The sequence below is a fragment of the Edaphovirga cremea genome (assembly GCF_003332275.1).
GTDB lineage: Bacteria > Pseudomonadota > Gammaproteobacteria > Enterobacterales > Enterobacteriaceae > Edaphovirga > Edaphovirga cremea.
This window is the reverse complement of sequence record NZ_QOVA01000015.1, coordinates 72,999-91,959: the sequence shown is the minus strand read 5'-3', so window position 1 is coordinate 91,959 and position 18,961 is coordinate 72,999. Positions and strand designations below refer to the sequence as shown.

At 50.5% G+C, this 18,961-nt stretch carries 13 protein-coding genes; 1 reads left to right on the top strand and 12 read right to left on the bottom strand.

The genetic code is table 11. The features are described 5' to 3' along the window. Positions 1-317: transposase (locus DRI82_RS17605; protein WP_157968093.1), on the top strand; the 317-nt coding region annotated here is incomplete at its 5' end. A 262-nt stretch (positions 318-579) separates the two neighbouring features. Here DRI82_RS17605 and DRI82_RS17600 read toward each other — a convergent pair. The 12 genes from DRI82_RS17600 to DRI82_RS24140 form a co-directional block, all read right to left on the bottom strand. Further along, positions 580-2,934, bottom strand: coding sequence for an ATP-binding protein (locus tag DRI82_RS17600; RefSeq protein WP_114195215.1), 2,355 nt, complete (start codon positions 2,932-2,934; stop codon positions 580-582). Then, a complete protein-coding gene (locus tag DRI82_RS17595; protein WP_114195214.1) occupies positions 2,918-3,622 on the bottom strand; it encodes an ABC-three component system middle component 1 in 705 nt (234 codons plus the stop codon). Before DRI82_RS17595 ends, DRI82_RS17600 begins: the two co-directional genes overlap by 17 nt. Next, a complete protein-coding gene (locus tag DRI82_RS17590; protein WP_114195213.1) occupies positions 3,606-4,922 on the bottom strand; it encodes an ABC-three component system protein in 1,317 nt (438 codons plus the stop codon). Before DRI82_RS17590 ends, DRI82_RS17595 begins: the two co-directional genes overlap by 17 nt. A gap of 629 nt (positions 4,923-5,551) precedes the next feature. Further along, positions 5,552-6,181, bottom strand: coding sequence for a hypothetical protein (locus tag DRI82_RS17585; RefSeq protein WP_114195212.1), 630 nt, complete (start codon positions 6,179-6,181; stop codon positions 5,552-5,554). A gap of 42 nt (positions 6,182-6,223) precedes the next feature. Further along, positions 6,224-6,616: a type VI immunity family protein gene (locus DRI82_RS17580; protein ID WP_114195211.1), complete on the bottom strand. Its 393-nt coding sequence runs from the start codon at positions 6,614-6,616 to the stop codon at positions 6,224-6,226. Positions 6,617-6,764: 148 nt separating this feature from the next. Then, entirely contained in the window at positions 6,765-8,828 is a 2,064-nt protein-coding gene (locus DRI82_RS17575; RefSeq protein ID WP_157968092.1) for an SWIM zinc finger family protein, read from the bottom strand. Between the two features lie 5 nt (positions 8,829-8,833). Further along, entirely contained in the window at positions 8,834-9,958 is a 1,125-nt protein-coding gene (locus DRI82_RS17570) for a VWA domain-containing protein (RefSeq protein ID WP_114195209.1), read from the bottom strand. Then, positions 9,958-12,354 carry a DUF5682 family protein gene (locus DRI82_RS17565; protein ID WP_245956872.1) on the bottom strand — a complete coding sequence of 799 codons (2,397 nt, stop codon included), beginning with the start codon at positions 12,352-12,354 and terminating at the stop codon, positions 9,958-9,960. Before DRI82_RS17565 ends, DRI82_RS17570 begins: the two co-directional genes overlap by 1 nt. A 12-nt stretch (positions 12,355-12,366) precedes the next feature. Further along, complete coding sequence (locus tag DRI82_RS17560; RefSeq protein WP_114195208.1) at positions 12,367-13,470, bottom strand: ATP-binding protein; 1,104 nt, start codon at positions 13,468-13,470, stop codon at positions 12,367-12,369. A 59-nt stretch (positions 13,471-13,529) separates the two neighbouring features. Continuing rightward, positions 13,530-17,405 (bottom strand): DUF4132 domain-containing protein, encoded by a 3,876-nt coding sequence (locus DRI82_RS17555; RefSeq protein ID WP_114195207.1) that lies wholly within the window; start codon positions 17,403-17,405, stop codon positions 13,530-13,532. 319 nt (positions 17,406-17,724) lie between these two features. Next, entirely contained in the window at positions 17,725-17,988 is a 264-nt protein-coding gene (locus DRI82_RS17545; RefSeq protein ID WP_114195206.1) for a PAAR domain-containing protein, read from the bottom strand. 26 nt (positions 17,989-18,014) lie between these two features. After that, complete coding sequence (locus tag DRI82_RS24140) at positions 18,015-18,947, bottom strand: hypothetical protein (RefSeq protein ID WP_211317674.1); 933 nt, start codon at positions 18,945-18,947, stop codon at positions 18,015-18,017. Positions 18,948-18,961 lie beyond the last annotated feature (14 nt).

Below are 18,961 nucleotides of genomic sequence, written 5' to 3'. Positions count from 1 at the left end.
GCAGCCAGCGCTCCAGGTGTACTACATCAAAACGCGATCCAAGACGTATACGGCGCTGGATTCATGAAGCTGAAATGGAAGACATGCAGGCCAGGCTTGATGCATTGCCACAAACAGCTTTCTTGCGAAAGCAAACGGTAGAGCATCCGTTTGGGACAATTAAAATGTGGATGGGTGCGACGCACTTTCTGATGCGACGATTTAAAAATGTCAGCACAGAAATTAGTCTGCATGTACTGGCCTATAACCTGAAAAGGATGCTCTCAATCTGGGGTACTGAAAGATTGATTATTAAGTTGCGAGAACAATACAACTAGCGGGTATAACCGTTTTAGCCCCTGATAACCACTCAACACCGGGCTTTAAAAGCTCCGAACTGCCCCTGAACACAAATCATAACGAATACAGTCAACATGAGGAATACTCTTGCGCTCCTGGCTGGGGATAGTATCCAGATACTGTAAAAACGAGTTTTTACACAGCCTGTGCCAAGAGCGGACATTGCTTAGAACAGTCTGTGTTAATCTGCAGGGACGAGCTTGAAGAAGCGCCGCCTTCTATGAAGGCGGCATTTTACATTTATCTACTATCAATACCCGAACATGCTGCTTCCATGAAGTTGATCCTTCCTGCTGACATACCAAATTTTTTGTATTTATAACGAAAATAGGCCGACATACGGTCCTCATGCGTTGACATAATTATCTGACGATCTCGGAATTCAGTTCGTAGTAACTCTACGAAGCCTGCTACATTAATTTCGTCCAGAGTCTGAACAGGGTCATCTACAAGCAACAAAGAGTGTTTGGCGTATCGCTGATTCAAGGCAAGTGTAAATGATAGTACCAATGCTGAAAGTTGACCCGAACTTATGGAAAAGACAGCATCATGCTCATGCCCAGGTGTTTCATTGAAAGCGATAGTATTACCATCATTTTCGATGAAGATACCCAGCCCTTGCTGATAATTTTGCATAAGGCGGCCTGAATAGATATGAAATAGAATCTCAATCTCTTTAACAATAGATTCAAGGTACAATCTTTTCTCGCCCTCATAAATTTTTTTGATTTTCTGTAGATGCCCTTTCAGTTTGTCGGCCTTTTTAATTAGTAGCTCTGCTTTATTATACTCCTGCTCACATTCTGAGACATATTTAGACGATGCAATGGATTGCCGCTGTCCTAAATAAGCTTTTTTTAATTCAATTTTGGGGATGGTAGCATATTTAACCGCGAGAGAATCGTTATTAAATACTTCGCGAAAAATTCTCTCAAAATCATCATATATACGGCTATCGTCAACTGGTCTAAATCTTTCACGAATCCGACGTTCGAGTTCATCTATCGCGAGTTGCATTACAGGTTCAAAATTCTCGCAAAGCAAATCCTGAAAACTGATCCCCCCAGCTAGTAGTTGTTTATGATAATTTTCTAACCACTGGATTTGTTCTTCTGATAGGCTCGTTAGTTGGCGCTTACGCTCAATACTTTCTTTCTTTTGCGCCAGATATGTCTGCAGTACAATTTCAATGCGCTCCTGCCAATTGCGTCTGAAATTGGCTAATGCTTGTGAGAATTGATCATTCTGTTGCTCGGCTAAACTTTCTAGTGTTATACGTTGGTTTTCAATTCCTTCAAGCAGAGCATCAGCCGTCGGCCAAGGATGTCCACACGTAGGGCAAATATTCGTTAAATCGCAGTGAGATTGATGCTCCCTGAAAGCACTTACCATTTGCTCACGTGTCTGTAGCAGAGCCGCATAACATTCCTGAACTTTATCTGAATTGGCTAACTGCAACTTGAGCCCGGCGACCTGTTGATGAAACGCCTCCGGCGATAGGGTTTCTGGGAGGAGCGTGACCAGCGGAGCAGTGATCATCAAACGATCTTCACTAATGGCCTTTATTGTGTCTTTAAATGCGTCACTTAGTGCCAAAGCAGATTCAAAACAAGCAACGTCACCCAGCCATTTGTCCCTTTGTTCAAGAGGTCGATAATACATCAAAAATCGCTGTTGTAACTCCTGTTTAGGGAGGAGTTTTTTCACCAAATCATTGTTATATAAATGATTTTTATATTGTTCGAAATTTTCACTAAAACGTCGGATTCGGAATAACTCTCCATCTGCAGATAACCACTGTTCGAATTGCTGTGCATTAACCTCCACAACATCACGATCCCATGGTTGATCTGTAATCGTGATAATCCTTTCATATGCAACCGAACTACCTGTCGGTAACATCTGTTCCTTAGCCAATTCCCATTTATCTTTAATTTGTTTCAATTCGGCATATTTCTGTGGATTACACAATTTACCGATTTTTGTTGATGCCAAGTTAATGTTACTAATTTTTTCCTGAATGTCGCCAATATCGAATAGGTGTGCAATCTGACTCTGTCTATCTTTTTCCTTTTGTTTTAGCAACCGAGTATTTTCTTCTTGCTCAACATAATGAAACAATTCAAAATCACGTTGATACTGCTCTCCGAGTAAGGAGGAAAGATATGATTCTTCATGTGAAATAGCTTCACCTCGCTCCGCGTTGAAATCGGCTAATTCATAAAGAGGGAGCCTTAAATCAGTAACGCCTTTATGTTCATCTAGCGCGGCTTTGCTGGCCGCTCTCTCAAGAAAACAACTCGTCCCATCAACTAAGATCTCGGCACGGATTGAAAGCCAATCATCATTTCTCGCTTGTTTGAATAACCAAGGGCAGCCCGTTTTCAAGCTGCGTCGATCTACTGTAAGCTCTTCTAGTTCAATATAGCGCCGGATTTTTCCTGTCAGTAGCAGTTCCAGAGCGTCAAAAAAAGATGATTTACCGAAACCATTAGGACCATCAAGAACGACGAGATGTTCACTTTCAAGAGTTAACTCTAGTTTCTCAAAGACTTTAAAATTACGTACTTCTAGGCGTTTAACGAACAATTTCATAGCCTGCCTCAGATAATTTATCACCCATGAAGCCTAATAGATCTTCCGGTAATACATCCGGTGATACAATCTGATCAACTAAAGAATCAATAACTGAGTCGATTGTAGTTAGTAGAGCAGGGTTATCCGTACGCTGAATCTTTTCATCAATACTTCGTTCAAGACTAGCTAAATCAGAGTTACCGAAACTCTTAACTGCGATAAAAGGCAGTTTTATTGCAAGCCTGTACAGTAGGCTTTGCCATCCACCTTGTAGGTAATGAGATTTATATTCGGTAAAGGTGCCAGGAGAAGTAATCAATTCACGAAAGACTGCCGCGAGTCCCTGAATATCAACCTGCTGATATAAAGCTTCAAGTTCTGCAGAGGTATATGAAAGTACGTGTTTCTTGAAGAAGTAACTATCCTCTTCCGCATGATGAACTCTTTTACTAGAAAGTACACTTGAGCTGTCAGTGTTCCATACAATCAATAAATTAATGTTTTTCTCAAGCGCAGGATCGAATGTTGCTTTTTTACATTCATTCAACCACCCAGCTTGGATTTCAGGTGTAATTATCGGCTCACCAAAGACTACTAACCAGAAATTTTTCTTTCCCGGTGTACTGTATTCGTATAACGCCAAGTCTGTGGAAAGCTTACGCGTCAGTCCTTCTGATTCCAACAATTGCTTAATCAGGTTCTGCATCTTTCAAACTCTCAGGTACATTGATTAAAGAAACCATGGCCACCTTCTTATAATTCCCGATGCGGTTTTCCCTCAGTAATTCGTGTTCAGCGGTATCCACTCCCTCAGTAGCGTCAATACCTACGAGCACATCTGAGATTGAAGGTCTGCCTATGGCACTGGTGATAAGTGCACCGCACTCAAATAAACACTCCACACCTTCGCTAATTGCCTGTTGCATGATGTCATGACAGATACTTTCCTGATGCTCTGCAGCATGGTGGATGCCTGTTGGATAGTAGAAAATCCCGTCACTTAGCCACGAGAATGCAACACCAGAGCCTTCATTACATGCAGCCTGAACTAGTTTCCAGAAAATCGTAAACATCCCAAGCCGCATTGCATCACGATCAAGTGACTGATCCTTAAATTCACCAAGTGTATTAAAACGTCCTTTTTTATGCGGCATAGTTGCTCGCAGGAAGGCCTTCATTCCTTCAGCATCCAGCGCAGTGATAGCGGCCAGATAGTCATCTAACTTTTGACATGCAGCTTGGGAAAGGCCGTCTTGGCGTTCACAAAACTCTTGATAATATGTGCCAATATCAATCTGCAGACGGCTAAGGAAGAACGCCTCATTTTCAAACGGAGCATAATCATCTGCTTCGATTACACCGTACAGCTCCGAAAATTCGATGAATTCGCTGGCTGCGATTGCGGCCTGATGACGTGCGGACTCGTGTATCTTGCTGTGAGTAATAATGACCTTCGAATTCACTATCGCTTCAAGCGTATTCTGAATATTCGCGACAATAAAATTTTTCCAGGCGGGTTGCCCTGCAACATTAACAAGCAGGCTGGAGAGTTCATTTTGAATAAATATGTCCACTTGATTCAGCGGGCAAAACGATTGTGTGACATTCCCGTCTACGTCAAGCGGAATGGGATAAGTATAAAATCTCACTGGTACATAGTCAGCCTCAAACGTTGCCGGGATATTAGTTACTTCACGAGCAACATGAAAATAAGCGAGTGGCGTTCCCCGTTGTCTCGCATTATCCCGTTGAGTTGTGATCCCATCACTGTAGGCTGAAAAGCGCGTGTCCTTGTACGCTTTGACCTGATGCATTGACAGGCATTGCTGGTGACGAAAAATCGCGAAATCATCCTGACTTTCTAACTGCAGTTTCAAATCCCGGTTCGCTTCATAATCTGAGGACATCATCTTCAAACAATGGTACAGCGCCAGCTTGCCCTGATAGACAAACCCACTCCACGTAGAAATAGCTGTGTGTGGAAAAACTTGAGGAGCTACTGCCATGAGATCCCTTATCACTTTAGATTCGCATCATTGGGACATTCTCAGCACGGAGACTCTTCCCATCCACTAGCGATTTTAAGTATATAGCCTATTGACATATAAAATACTCTTAGAATCTTCGTGGATGTTGATCTACCCCCTAGATTTACATGCTTATTGCTTATCATATCCTTACACTGAATCTTCGTTGATTTGGTCAGCACCACTGACCTACTCCTCACTGAGAATTGCTGCAACAATACACTTGTCATAAAACCTTCCCCCTAGAAGGGAAAATGTCAACTCAACAAAGTGGTCTGCTCACCGTTGATTAATAAACAATGCTAGTAATGCTTCCATCAGGCTGTGAGAAAAACTGTGAACTTCCGCTCCTCGCTCAGACTGTGTGAAAACGTTTTTGATCGCATAAGTTGCCAAAACAGAGCTGAAAACCGCGCTCATACGTAAAATTCGACTCTACTAACCAGTCGTTCAACTTCAGATTTTGCACAGACGTACGCACTTCAGTTTTTGGTCCGGGTTTCCACACAGCCTGCGCCATAAGCGGACTTTCCTGATATTGCGTTGCGACGATTAGCAGGCAGGCCAGTACGCGAATCCTCTGCTGGCATGAGAAAAAGCTAGGTTGCTTATAACTTCCCAGCGTGCACAAAGGCCATACATAACTCCGTAGGGACAATTACGCTTTTCCATGCCCCGTTGCTCTTTCCCAATCCGGCGTTAACGAGACCGTCCAAAAAAGCCTCATCCATTTCCACTGGTTGGTCAGGGCCGATGGCAGCAAATGCCGCCAGTTCTCTGATATCAAATGAGGGAATACGTTCAAGAGAAACCAGCAAACGCCGAAGAACATTAAAATCTATCTCTTCCCGCGCGAATGCCTTGAGGAACTCTGCCGCAACTTCAGGCTTGTTTTCACTTTCCATCCGGTCGATGATTTCAATCAGTCTTGCGCCAGCCTTGCCAGCGAACTTATCGTCTTCATTCAACAGTTCGGTCATATTAATCCGTTCAGCGTCGGACAGGTCTGAGAAGTGAGTGAGGAAACGAATAACCTTTTCAGTAAATAGCTGATCCCTGACAGAACTGGCGGCTTTGTATAGCCCGACCACAGTGCTAACAAAAGGGATAGATTCAAACGTCTTTGATTCAATCAAAGAGTCAATGCCAAGCTCTGCGTATTCCTTGCCCAGCTCGACTACCACATCAGATTTTAAGGCGCTGACTAATGCGCTGCCGCGTTTGGTGTCTTCTGTCATGATTCCTCAATTACATATTTCTATGGATAGTTCAGGTTGAGACTATGGAACCAAACCCAGCAAGCTTAAATAGGAGTTTGCATTTTCATTATCATCCCCTGAATCCAGATAGTGCATCAGATAGTTAGGTGCTTCATCAGCACTATGGGCATCACTGATATACCAACCGCCGTAATCATAGATCCCTTTAGTCAGAATACTTTTCTCTACCTTGGCAATATTTTCATCACTGTATTTCAACATGCCCTTAAATTCATGACGATGAAAGCGCAAATGACTGCCAAACTCTTGCCGAAAACGATGAAAGCAGTTCAGGATTTTCTCCCTTTTTTCCAGCGTATTACCGCAAGCGGCTAATCGCGACACCGTCATTATCGGTAAAAGAAAACTCGGGTACTTTGCTGTCCAGAAAATCAGCGGATCATCGCCTGTCATTCTAAACTCCCTTCCTGATTCTTTTCTGTTGATTACTGTGCAACCGCGACACCAACAATGATAACGACCAACACGATAAGGATGAGAAAGTGGCGAACGCCACTCAGCAATTGAAGCAGCGAAATGTTCCGGGCGCTGATGGAGGGCCTCAGCTACGCCGGTCCTTCACCAGGAGCAGCGTTTGATAAATCATCATCAACCGCTGTACTAATTCCGAGTGGTTACTTGAGCGAATATGAGCGGGTAGCTCGCTTAACCACCCGGACAACTGCGCCAGGCCAAAGCTATTCAGTGCTTCGGCCAAGGTTTCAACCCGCTCAACCATCCGCGCACCCTGATGCCTAACCCCTTGCTGTAACCACTGTGCCAGTAGCGTTTCGGTTTCAGCCAACGATTGTTGTACGCCCGAGCACTGTTGCAGATCGACCTGACGCTCCATCGGGAATGGCTCCACCTCATCGGCACACAGTGACCAAATCTGGACGTCACTGGCTACAGCCAACGGCTCGATAACCAATTTGCCAGACTCGATCCTCACGCTGCCTGAAATCAGCCGGGCCGGGGTTTCTGGCGTTAGCATTGCCCTGGCCAACACCTCGATGGTTCGAGGTGCCGCAGCATCATAGCTTAGTGACACAGTCACCAAATGTTCACTCTCATCATCGGTCGCTTCACCGCTTTGCATATCAATCTGTAAACACTGCAAAGCCGGGTCCCAACGCCAATCGGTCACCTCGGTTATCGGTAATATATGCAGATGTTCAATCAGTTGCTTAGGGCGCACAAAATCAGGCACTGCCTGCTGCAAATAACGTTTTAGCGCTGCGGCATTGGGCTGTCTGAGCGGCTCCCCCAACAGCTCCCACGAACGGGAAGACAGCGGCAGCACGCTGGTATATTGCTTACCACTGGCAATGTCTAAAGCCCCGTTAGCCCGGCGCTTGGCAGCATGAGTGATCACCTGGCAGGCGGCTAATTTTTTTACCGGATGACCTGCCACCCGCCGGTTACCTATCGGAGTCGCCCCCCCTTGCGGATCGCTATTTTTAGGCCACTGGCGTTCAATTACCATAAGCGACTGGGAGTCGGGGTCGGTGTAGATCAAACTCACCCCTTCCTGCTGTTCATCAGCCCAGTAACGCGCGCCGAGTGAAACCAATTTCAAATGTTCCAGTTGGGTCTCACCTTTGACGCCCAGGCCGAGAATTTCTGCCGCCGGAAGCCGTGGCAGGGTCTGCTGCTGTGCCTGTTGGTCCATGCATCTGGCCGCAACCAATCGGGCGGAGAGCCCGCTGATCCGCTTTAGGAAATCGACCGGATGATAGCGGCTTGAACGATGGTGTTGATCGGCCATTGCCTGCTGAATATCGGCCAGGCTTTCGCTAACCCAGCGCCACTGTAGCCGCTGCGCATAGCGGCTAACCTCGGCCATCAGCGGTTTGATGGCCGTATCTGGTTGGCTGCTGCCGTCCGACCACAGTTTTAGCAGCAATTTATCCAATGACGCTTGTAATAACACGACCTCTGGCTGGTCGAATAAGGTGCTTGACCGCGCCGGTTCGCCGTCGGGTAAGCTGATTTGCAAAGTTAGCTGCTGGAAATCTGGCTGGCTGAACTCTGCCTGTTCAAAGCCCCACACCGCCATCACAATATGTTCGCAAATCGTCTCCTGAATACAGTCACAGCGAGCATGGGCCAGGCTGCTGCGGGAGAAAAACCTTACGTCACACATCGGTAAACGCGCAGACGGCGTTGCTTCCGCCCCGCTGCCTTTACTCAATTGCACCACCACGCCGTCCTGAACCTGCTTTTTAGCCCGGTTAATCACTGATAGCGGAATATCGGCAAGCTGCTGGCTAAATCTGGCCGGTGACCAGCCCGATGCAGGTTCTTGCGGCTGGGCATTACCAGCTTCTTGGCTCGCCGCCGTGACATGTAACGCCTGATAGGTCAACACCAGCATTACCCGATGGCGGCACATGCTGCTGGCCGGGCAGCTACAGGTCGCATCACGCAGGGTTTTCCCCGCAGGGAAAGTGACTTTGTTACCGTCGCTGAACTTGGCATCAATACGGCCGTCATCGTGCTCAGTCAGCTCTGGCAACTTGCCTTCGGCGACCTCTTTCTGTGCGCGCTTGACGAAGCCCGCATTGCTTAACGCCATCAGCGCTTGCGGCGTGAGTTCGAGTAGATCGCTACGTTTAGCTTGCATGGCCGTCATCCTTGTACCTTTTCCGCCAGCCAGGCCGCCAGTTCACCAGGCGTCATGGCTGCAATCTGTGCACCTACCGCGACCAGTCGGTTAGCCATTTCCCGATCATATTGTGGGTTGGTCTGATGATCCAGCGCCGCCAACCCCAGCACTTTGGCCCCGGCCTGAATGCAGGTCCGCACCCGGCGTACCAGCTCGCTTTCACTGCCGCCCTCAAAGAAATCGCTAAGCACCACCACGATCGTCCGCTGGGGATTGGTGATACAGGACTGGGCATAACCCACCGCCTTGGCGATGTCGGTTCCGCCGCCTAACTGAACCTTCATCAGCAGTTCAACCGGATCGCTGACGTCTGCGGTTAAATCCACCACGGCGGTATCAAAAGCGACCAGCCGGGTTTGCATACCCGGTAAATTCCACAGGCAGGCAGCCATTACCGCTGCATGGATCACCGAATCCACCATAGAACCACTCTGGTCTACCAGCAGGATGATGTCCCAACGTTCACTATGGCGTTTAACCCGGCTCATAAACGCCGGGGTTTCAATAAACAGCTTGCCGTGCTGCGGGCTCCAGCGGTGCAGGTTATCAGCAACGGTGCGTTTAAAATCAAAGTTACGCGCCACCTTTACCTGCGAGGGGCGGCGTCGGTCCCGGCTGCCGGAAAATGACTGGCGCACGTCACGGGCCAGGCGTTCCATGATCCGGCGGACCACTTCCGCCACTAGCCGGCGTGCGGCGGCCAACACCTGCGGGTTCATCAAGTGTTTGGTATGTAACACCGCCTTCAGTAACGCTTCGGAGGGTTCAATACGTTCCAGCACCTCAAGGTTGGTGACCACATCGTCAATACCGTAACGCTCAACCGCATCGACCTCCAACCGTTCGATCACCTCTTTCGGGAACAGTTGATGAATTTCATTAATCCACTCTGGCGTGGTCAGGTTGGATCTGCCCAGGCTGGCTCCGCGTTCACCGCGGGCCAAACGCTCCGGATCCCGGCCATACAGCCATTCTAAAGCGCTATCGACTGAGCGATAGTGGGCGTCTAATTCGCCCAACGAGGCTTCAGCGGCTTCACCTAACAGCAAGCGCCAGCGCTGTAACTCGGGTGATAGTTGCTTCGCCATTATGTCAGCCCCCATTGGCCAAGGATGTCCAACGCCCGCTTTTCTGCCTGTTGCATAGCGGCAATCTCTTGCGGCGCTGCGGAGGTAATTTCACGATTTAACGACGAAGCCGGTAAATGACCCGCCTGATGAAGTTCCAGTATCTGGCGGGCAAACTCACCGCGCTCCCTCGGTGGCAGCCATGAAAACGCGCCGCGCATCGCGGGTAAGGCCAGGAGGAAGTCTTCGTCGTCCAGTGCCGTGACCATCCGGTTCAGGCCGTCGACAAAGGTTAAATCCTGGATCAACTGGTGGCGCGCCAACGCAATCAATCCGCTGAGCGCATCGCCCATTTTATTGGCTGCAAGGGTGGTCAGCAGCGCTAGCGGTTGTGCGATCAAAGATGCGGTATCAGGATGGGCGTCGTTCAGGCTGACTAGTGCGCCCAACGCCGCACCACGACTTAGCGGATCGGCATCGGGGGCAGAGGATTTTCTTTGCCAGACGGTGAGCGCTCGATCGGCTTCCAATGCGGGGAAGAGCATATTGCGGTCAACATCAGGCAGCGCGAGCAGATCCCGCGTTACCAAGCGGATCGCCTGAAATGCCGCAATGTGCCGATGACTGTCGGCGGGATTCACGCTGCCATGGCTTTCACATAACCATAGCGCGCGGTCGAAGGTTATCTGGATCACCGTCAACAGGATGGGAGAACCCTGCATACCTACACTTTCACCGTGGCGATAGAGCGTATGGGCCGTTTCCAGCGCGAAGCCCAAGTCCTCAAAACTCCCTTCCTGACTCACCGCCGCAGTAAGCTGTTCCAATACGCGGGTGCTGAAATCTGCCAGCCCGGCCAACGCCGCCTGATTAAGTAATTTAACCAGCGCCACCACCATCCCCTGGCTACCGTGCAGCTCCAGCAATGCCTCTTCCAGTTTAGCCAGTGCCGCATCGGCCAGCGTAGCGCCGTAGGAAGCCGCTTCAATCAATGCGGCAAGCTGTTCAAGCGGAGATCGAAGCTGCCAGTGCTCTGTCATTTCGCCCGACATGGCCTGCCCAATGCCTTTTAGGCAATGGATGCCTGGAATAGCCAACAGCGCTAGCTGATGCAAGGCTCTGCTGCGCTGGCGATCTTCAAGTTTAAGCAGGTCGAGCTTTATTTCTGATGGTATGGTTATCGCCAGTTGCTCTAATTCGCACTCCAGTGAAATCAACAGCGGCGGACGTGGCGTATTTTCTGCCAGCTTACCGTGAGACTCACCAGCCAATACCGCCATCATCTGCACCAGGATCGGATCGGTTCCCGGCCGCAACGGGCCGCGATAGGTCCACGGCAGAGGCACATCCATCGCTTCTTTAACCAGCGAACCGGCCATCGCATCCAGCCAGTCATTGCGTAATGGCAGTTGATGGCCTCGCAGCCGCGACAGAGCCTGAACCCGTAGATAAACCGCGCCCATATCGGCGGTAGACGCCGGTAGATGGAGCCGACGCAACCGTTCCAGAATGCGCTGGAAAGCGTACAGCCCGGCCTGCTCTAAGCCAAATTCCCACACCCACTGTTGGAACGCCGGTGACGGCATGCCCGAAGCGTAGCCGGTAAAAGCATCCAGCCGCTTATAGCTGTAAGGTACTAAGTAAGAGCCGGTGGTGTACTGCGCGTCACCGGGTTGATCGGCAAAGCAGTGGCTTAAAGATGGCAGTTCCGGTTCATGCTCCTCGCCGGGGAGACTTTGCCACAGCTTCATTAAGGCAGGTGCGTGATAACCCCCGCACACCACTAAAACGGTACCGTCCTGCTGATCCATGGCCCAGCGGATCCAGCGGGCCATCATGGCTTCACGCTCCTGGTTGCCCTGCGAACCGGGAACCTCTCCGCGCAGCCGTTGGAAATAGTGGCTTAGGCGTTGTTCCAGCTCCTGAACATCACACTGGTCTTCAAAGAGCCGCTCCCAAAGCGCATCGCGCCCCTGAATGCCTAACTCCAGGCTTAGCGCCTGTTCAAAATCCTCCGCCCGTTGCTGCTGTTCAGCATCGGCCAGATCGGCGTAACGGTTGGCAATATCGGCAAACGCGGAATGCCAGGCAGGTAGATCCATAAAGCGTATTTGCGCCTTGATCGCTCGGGCCTGTTGCAGCGCCTGCCACTCCGGTGAATGCTCGGCAAACGGTGACCAGGAACCTCTGCGCACGCCCTGCCCACGCTGTTGCGGTACACCATAGCTGTAGATAGCCAGCGGCAGTTGATGTGGCAAAAACAGCTCATCGAGCCGGGAGTTGAAGTCCATCGGCCCTTCAATCAGCACATAGCGTGGTTTCAGGGTGTTAATTCTTGCCGCCACCAGCCGGGCACAGGCCGGGCTATGATGGCGGATACCGATAATTTCCGGCATTGGGCTGAATGAGTTATTCATAACGCAGCGCCTTTAAGGCAAACGGTGTCTGGCCTGGTAATAGGCCCGCCAATGGCTGCCGGACTTTTTCGCGACCTTTTGCTCAAAATAGCGCCTGAGTTTTGCCCGATCGTCCGCATTGTCTTTGACCACCGTTCCGGCGATGCACTCCACCAGGTCCGCAGGCTCACCGCTGCGCTGTTCAAGAAACCATGCCCGAACGCCCACCGCATGAGCCACATTCACCGCCTCGGCGGTCGACATCACGGCGGTCAACCGGTCCATGGCGCTATCACCGCCACCTTTACCTGTCGATTTTTCACCGCCGCGCAGATCGCGGAAGGTGGTGACCAGCAGTTCCAGAACCTCGACGGGAACGGCATGAGGAATGGCGCTCTTTTCCAACAGCCGGTTGGACGCCGTGGCCACCAATTCCAGCTCCTGTTGGAAATCCATAATCGGAAATACGGTCTCAAAATCAAAGCGACGCTTCAGGGCGGCACTCATTTCGTTCACGCCGCGATCGCGGGTGTTGGCGGTACCGATAATGTTGAACCCTTCCTGCGCATACAGCAGGTTATGTTCATCATTCAGCTCGGGGATGGTCATCACGCGATCGGACAACATACCCAGCAGGCAGTCCTGTACTTCCAGCGGCGCACGAGTGATCTCTTCAAAACGCACAATTTTACCGTCGCGCATGCCCTGATAAAGCGGTGCTGGTACCAACGCTTTCAGCGAGGGTCCCTCATTGATCAGCATGGCGTAGTTCCATGAATATTTGATCTGATCTTCGGTAATCGATGCCCCGCCCTGGATCGTTAGGCTGGAAGTGCCGGAGATGGCGGTCGCCAGCAGTTCAGACAGCATCGATTTGGCGGTACCCGGTTCGCCGACCAACATCAGGCCACGGCCAGTCGCCAGCGTGACCAGCATCCGCTCAATCGAGGCCACATCGGCGACAATTTTACGCTCAATGCCTAATTTATCGTCACCCAGGATAAAGCGCCGGGCGGCATTCAGGCTAAGTGCCCAGCCCGGCGGACGCGGTTGGTTATCCAACTCTGCCAATAGGGCAAGTTGTTCTGCGTATTGAATTTCCGCTGGTGGCCGCTGGAGTTTTTGTTGTTCAGACATAGGGATCGATTCTCTTGGTAGGCAGTACGATCCCGACATGCGTCGGGATCAAGGCAAGCTTAAGCGCGCAGAACTTCCATATCGCGGATCAGTTCGCTTATGACGATGTCATCCACAATGGTGAACGGTTTGCGTTCTTCGGTTCGCTGCCAGTAATACTGGCCGTCGTCGATCACCACTGTCTCCAGCGTCTGTTCAGGATATTCATCAACCATGCCCACGATAATGCAGGGGTCAAACGACAGGCTAAAACCTAACTGGCGATCGATGGGCTTGATGAAGTCCAGGATCGCACCGGCGTCCTGGGCATCACCACGGCGCCAGCCTTTGTTAGCCAGACCAAGAATACGGCCTGTGGGAACCACCGCCCCTTTCCAACGCAGCAACTCACGGCTTTCCCGCTCTTGTTCGGTCAGGCTGTAGGTATCGCGGCCTAGCTGCACGAACGGTTGCAACAGTTCATAATCGGCAAACAGTTGGCCGAAACCTGCCGCCAGATGCTCAGGCAGCTCCAGCGCATGGGGAATACCAATGCGCACGTTATCACCCAGCGGCAAAGTGTATTCGTCATCTTCTGCGGTGGTCAGGCTGCCGTCTTCGGCAACGCGGAAGCAATCCACCAACTTACCGCCGCGCATTGACTCGCCGTCTACCAGATACACCGCCCAGACCAGGCGCTGCACCAGGTGGCGTACCAGCGGATGGCGAACCAAAAACAGATCGAACAGCTCGGGAGTCCAGCGGCGACGCTGGCACATGGCAATTTCCAGGCGCACAACTTGCTGAGCGGCCACGGTACGCGCATCTTTTTTCAGCAGTTTAAAGGTGTTCACCGCCTCATTGGCCAATTCCTGATCGTCGGTCTTTTTCGGTTTCGGCAGATCTTTCAGGCGAGTGCCGTCCCTATCACGCACGAACGGTTTGAGGGTTTCATCGAAGCTGACGGTAAACTGGCGATCGCCAAAATCCAACCGCAGGGAGCCGTTTTCATCCAACCCTAAATCCGGCGCTAAACGGTCTTCCAACTCCTCAATGGTTAACTCGCGGGCTTCGGCAATGGCCGCAATCTTTTCCCGAGCCCGGTCCTGCAAGCCTTTAAATTTGACCTTCTGCGCGATGCCGTTCAGCAGCATCAGCGCCACGTCGGATCCGATCTGATTCAGCATTTCCAGGCCGTTAACCGCCCGCTGGTGCTGAGCTTCCCCGGGCCAGGCGCGAATAAACGGCGTGAGCTTGCGTGCCGTGTCATCGGTACCAAACAGGCCCAGAGACGTAAATGCCCAGCCCTCTTTGGAGGGCGCCGCAGCAAATAACCATGCTGAGAACATATCCCAGGCAAAATCCGCCAGTGAGTCTGGATCACAAGCCTGTTTTACCTGACTGATCCCTTCATACAGCCCCTCACTGACCGGGAAGCGCAGCATGGTGCCCAAGTGTTCCAGCGCGCTGTCCGGTAAGGCTTTTTTACTCGCCTTGAGTAACGGACGACGCCAGCCTGCGGGTTGATAAAAGTCAGGAGATTTGCTGATTTTACTCGGGAAGCGATCGAGCGGATCTTCATCCAGCATAGCGCGTAGTGCGTCGGTCACCCCTGGATTGCCGTAAGCCTCACCGGTTTGCATAATCAACGCTTCGTGCCCCTGCGTTGCCAGCATCCGTAATCCCGAGGTTGCGCAATCTTTGGCTTCCCCTTTCTTGCCTAATGCCGCAGGGATCAGGCCGATAGCGCTATGATGCGGATACTTGCACAACCACTGCTGGGCTTCACTGCGCAGCGTTTTCAGCTTGAGGTAAGCACGGGCGATAAGCGGGGCCAATTCGCTGGCACCCACGTGGCCCCAGATATTGGTCAGTTCTGTTGGGCGAGAGCGCACCGCATTGATCAGACCAGGTAGCGCCGCTTCGCCAAATTTGACCAGTATATACCCCTCACCGCTGCATTGTTGTGCAGACAAACTGTTCCATAAGGCCAGCGCCATCTCATCGGGCAACAGCGAGGTAAAGCGCATACTAAAGTTTGACCAGCTGGCCTGCGCGAGCTGAGCCTTCCAGGCGTCAATCAGGCCCTGCGTATCCCGATTTCTGATGGCAACGGCTGCATTTTCGTTCTGGCTCTTCCTGTTACCTGATTGATAAATCTGGAAACCCAGCTCCTTGGCCAGCGTATTCATATTTTTTGCAGCAGCCTGATAGCGCTTTTCTTCCCAGCCATTCAGCGCTAACCACTGTTTTTTCTCTTCATCGGTTAAATCGAGTACCGGTGCCAGATTCAGTGGCTCAAGTGCCAGGACTGCCGCTTCTCGTTTTTTCTTTTTCTGTAGCCAAGGCGGGCTGACCAGCACGAGAGGTAAATCGGCCTCATCGGCTAATTCAACCGGGCCAGATACGCGGGTAATCAAATCTTGCGCCTGTGTTTGCGCGGCCCCGCTCATCCAGGGCAGTAGCTGGGCCACTTGTTCCGGATTGGCCAGCAGCAGATTGCTTAAGCAAGCGCCCAGCATGCCGCTGTCTTTGTTGTTAGAGGCCAACAGCTCTGCAATCGCCGGGATCGATGCCAGCGGCCAGCGGTGCGCGGCGTCAATGAATCGGGACAGAAACGCTTTACCCTGACCGGAAACCTGCGCCAGGGCGGTAATCGCCGCTGGCGTGCCAATACAGGCCAAAGCATCACCGGCAAGGGTTATTTCCGGTTGGTAGGCCAGAATCGGTACCGCGTTAACACCGCGTTCAGCAATCAGCGTGGCGATACTAAATTCACAATTAAGGAATACTCCGTGTCGATAGGCAGAACGGCTCATTCCGCCTAACGACTTCAGAATAGCCTCGTCGGTGACGACCAACTGTAGCCATGGCGTGACATCATTAACCCCTTGTTGGATCAACTCACTGGCTAACCGGTTCGCAATATCTGGGCGCTCAGGCAATAACAAAGCAATCAACGGCTGGCGGCTGACATGCAGCTGCGGCAAGCCCGCGATCAATTTATCCACGCAAATCTGCCATTCGGCTTCATCAGCACAAGACAGGAACTTACGGAAATGCAGCTCAGCACAGCTATAGGGACACATCCACGAACTGCTTAGCGGTTGTTCGATATCTTCATTGAGGGAGTAGTTTTGCTTTTGCGCATCGCGATCCCAGTTCGCTTCAACGCAAATCCCCTGCGCCAGTAACAGCACATCAATCGCATACGGTAATCCCTTTCTGGCAACTAAAAAGTCGGTAATATCTACCGTTCCTTCACCGTTATAACGGTGACCACCGACATTACTCGCAAGGGCAAACAACACCGCATCTGACTCGAGGGAGCCGTCCATCTGTTGATCGGCCAACCGTTTCCAGCTTGCGATATAGGTCTGGCGTAATCCCGCAGAGGTCGAGTCAAAGTCAGCCAGGATACTGTCGTTTTTATACAAAACGTTGCGAAGCTTGATCCAACTCTGTTTGTCATTCAGCTCCGGCTTTTCACCCGAATGAGCGCGGTTGGTCAATGCCTGAATGCTTAAATCTTTCGGTAAGATGATTGGCTCACCGTTAGCTAACCACGGCGGTGTTTCGCCAGCAGGTTTGGCGATGTCTGAAGAGGCAACGGATTGCGAAAGTATAGTGGCAGCAGAGACCTGAGGCGTGCTTTCTATTGGGGTAGCGCTTATTGGCTCAGCGCGAGGTTCTTCTGCTGGCTCGGCTGGCGGTTTTGGCGCGGTGGCACCAATAGTGGCGTTTTCATCAACGGCAATTTCGACATAGCCTTTACCGGTTTTTTCCTTCACCAGTTTAGTCATAGCGGCCAAGGCTTTGGCTTCATTATCAAAATTCTTGGTCTGGCTTTGCCCCTGTGTACCAATCTTGCCCCAGCGCAGGTTTAAATCACTGTCTGACTGCTCGATTTGCCAAAACTTGCTTGATTTATCGTCTTTGAATTCGAAATGACGCACCTCTGTCTCCCTGAGAATAGATTGTCCATAACCTTACGTATGGGGTTAAATTATCAGATATTTTAATTTCAGGCAGGGATACAACATGGAATTTGTGACAATCCCCATGTGAACCTATTTTTTGAGCGAATTTTGAGTTCCCCAAACCCATCAAACTGGAACGTATTTCCCGCTGGTTACATAGCGAGGTCCATGCCTGGGTGCTGGAGAGAATAGAGGTATTTCGAGGGGCGTCGAAAAGCATCTCCACAACCAAATGAATCACTTAAAATCCACGCAATTACGTTAATGCTTGTCAGTTTAGCCGCAGTGCCTCCCATTATCCCGCATGAGTGGTGCTATGGCGGCTGGCTATCAAACGCGCGCCACAACTGGTTTGATCCCCTTCGCGAGCGACATTTTTCCCACTAACACTAAATCCTTGTGCGTGACCGACAATTACCGTTGCGCCGTGTTGTGGACATACGACGGTATCCCCCTCACAGGCGACCATCGCTCCATCATTTTCAAATCCCGAGCAGGCAGTCGTAACAACACCGCCGTGGTCAGTTTTATCTCCCAGTACGATCAGTGGTTTTGCCATGCTAGCTCCCTTAGCAGATGCCGAAATTAATCAACCTGAATCCGATCCCACTCAGCCATCACCTGCGGGTCTCTTTCACGCGCTTTGGTTAGAAAAGCTTCCAGTAGGTTGTCCGGCTGAGTGACTTGCCGCGGAACTGCGGTGATCTGCGCATAGGGAGTATTCATCAAAGGATGATCTAATTCTGGGCTTGGTAGATCCAGCATCTGCCGCAAACGCAATACCGCCAGAATTTCGGTTGGATGTACCGCCTCAAATTCGGAACCAAACTCAAAATTACCGCTATTCACTTCGCGTTCTGTTAATGCAATGCGTTCAATATGGGTATCACAAGCACTGTACAGAATTGGCTGTAGTTTGACGGGATCAGGATCATTCCAGTATTTGACCAGCGGTCCCCAGGCTGGATCGCGAGGTAAATTCAGTTTCTCCAGATCAAGCGGCAACTGTAACCAGTCATGGATAATAGAGAGTCCCATGGCGGTATAACGTAAGGTCTCAGGACCAGAATTTTCATGTCCATTCTCAACACCATAGCCTTGTTCCAAAGCGGTAAAAATAATTTGGTGAGATTTTTTCGCAAGTGCAGGCATGCCTAGTGCTATAGCTCCTAGTACATTACGCATAACCGAGTCCAATCCAATATTAATAGTATTTTTTCTTCCTTTTAAACGAAGAATACCGATGCTGTTAGAATAGATCATTCTGGAAAAAGCGTGCTCCATATAATTTATAGATGACGTATTGGGGTGCTGTTCAGCGGTCAACAGACTGTTGCCTACTTCGTCCATGCCAAGGCTATATAAATGGTCAAGAGCCATATAAAGTTCTTCTTGTCCGTTTAGGTAGAGCTCCATATAATTATATTGAGGATCAATTGGTTGAGAGCCACTTTTCGCCCAGCTAGAGACTTTAGGTAAAATCTTATCTAACCTACTTTTATTTTTTACAGTTGCCATTCGAAATGCTCCTT

Bases quoted from the DNA above. Each gene is read 5' to 3' on its own strand.
- DRI82_RS17590 (WP_114195213.1), bottom strand. From the start codon at position 4,922: ATGGCAGTAGCTCCTCAAGTTTTTCCACACACAGCTATTTCTACGTGG.
- DRI82_RS17600 (WP_114195215.1), bottom strand. From the start codon at position 2,934: ATGAAATTGTTCGTTAAACGCCTAGAAGTACGTAATTTTAAAGTCTTT.
- DRI82_RS24140 (WP_211317674.1), bottom strand. From the start codon at position 18,947: ATGGCAACTGTAAAAAATAAAAGTAGGTTAGATAAGATTTTACCTAAA.
- DRI82_RS17595 (WP_114195214.1), bottom strand. From the start codon at position 3,622: ATGCAGAACCTGATTAAGCAATTGTTGGAATCAGAAGGACTGACGCGT.
- DRI82_RS17585 (WP_114195212.1), bottom strand. From the start codon at position 6,181: ATGACAGAAGACACCAAACGCGGCAGCGCATTAGTCAGCGCCTTAAAA.
- DRI82_RS17580 (WP_114195211.1), bottom strand. From the start codon at position 6,616: ATGACAGGCGATGATCCGCTGATTTTCTGGACAGCAAAGTACCCGAGT.
- DRI82_RS17565 (WP_245956872.1), bottom strand. From the start codon at position 12,354: ATGAATAACTCATTCAGCCCAATGCCGGAAATTATCGGTATCCGCCAT.
- DRI82_RS17575 (WP_157968092.1), bottom strand. From the start codon at position 8,828: ATGCAAGCTAAACGTAGCGATCTACTCGAACTCACGCCGCAAGCGCTG.
- DRI82_RS17570 (WP_114195209.1), bottom strand. From the start codon at position 9,958: ATGGCGAAGCAACTATCACCCGAGTTACAGCGCTGGCGCTTGCTGTTA.
- DRI82_RS17560 (WP_114195208.1), bottom strand. From the start codon at position 13,470: ATGTCTGAACAACAAAAACTCCAGCGGCCACCAGCGGAAATTCAATAC.
- DRI82_RS17545 (WP_114195206.1), bottom strand. From the start codon at position 17,988: ATGGCAAAACCACTGATCGTACTGGGAGATAAAACTGACCACGGCGGT.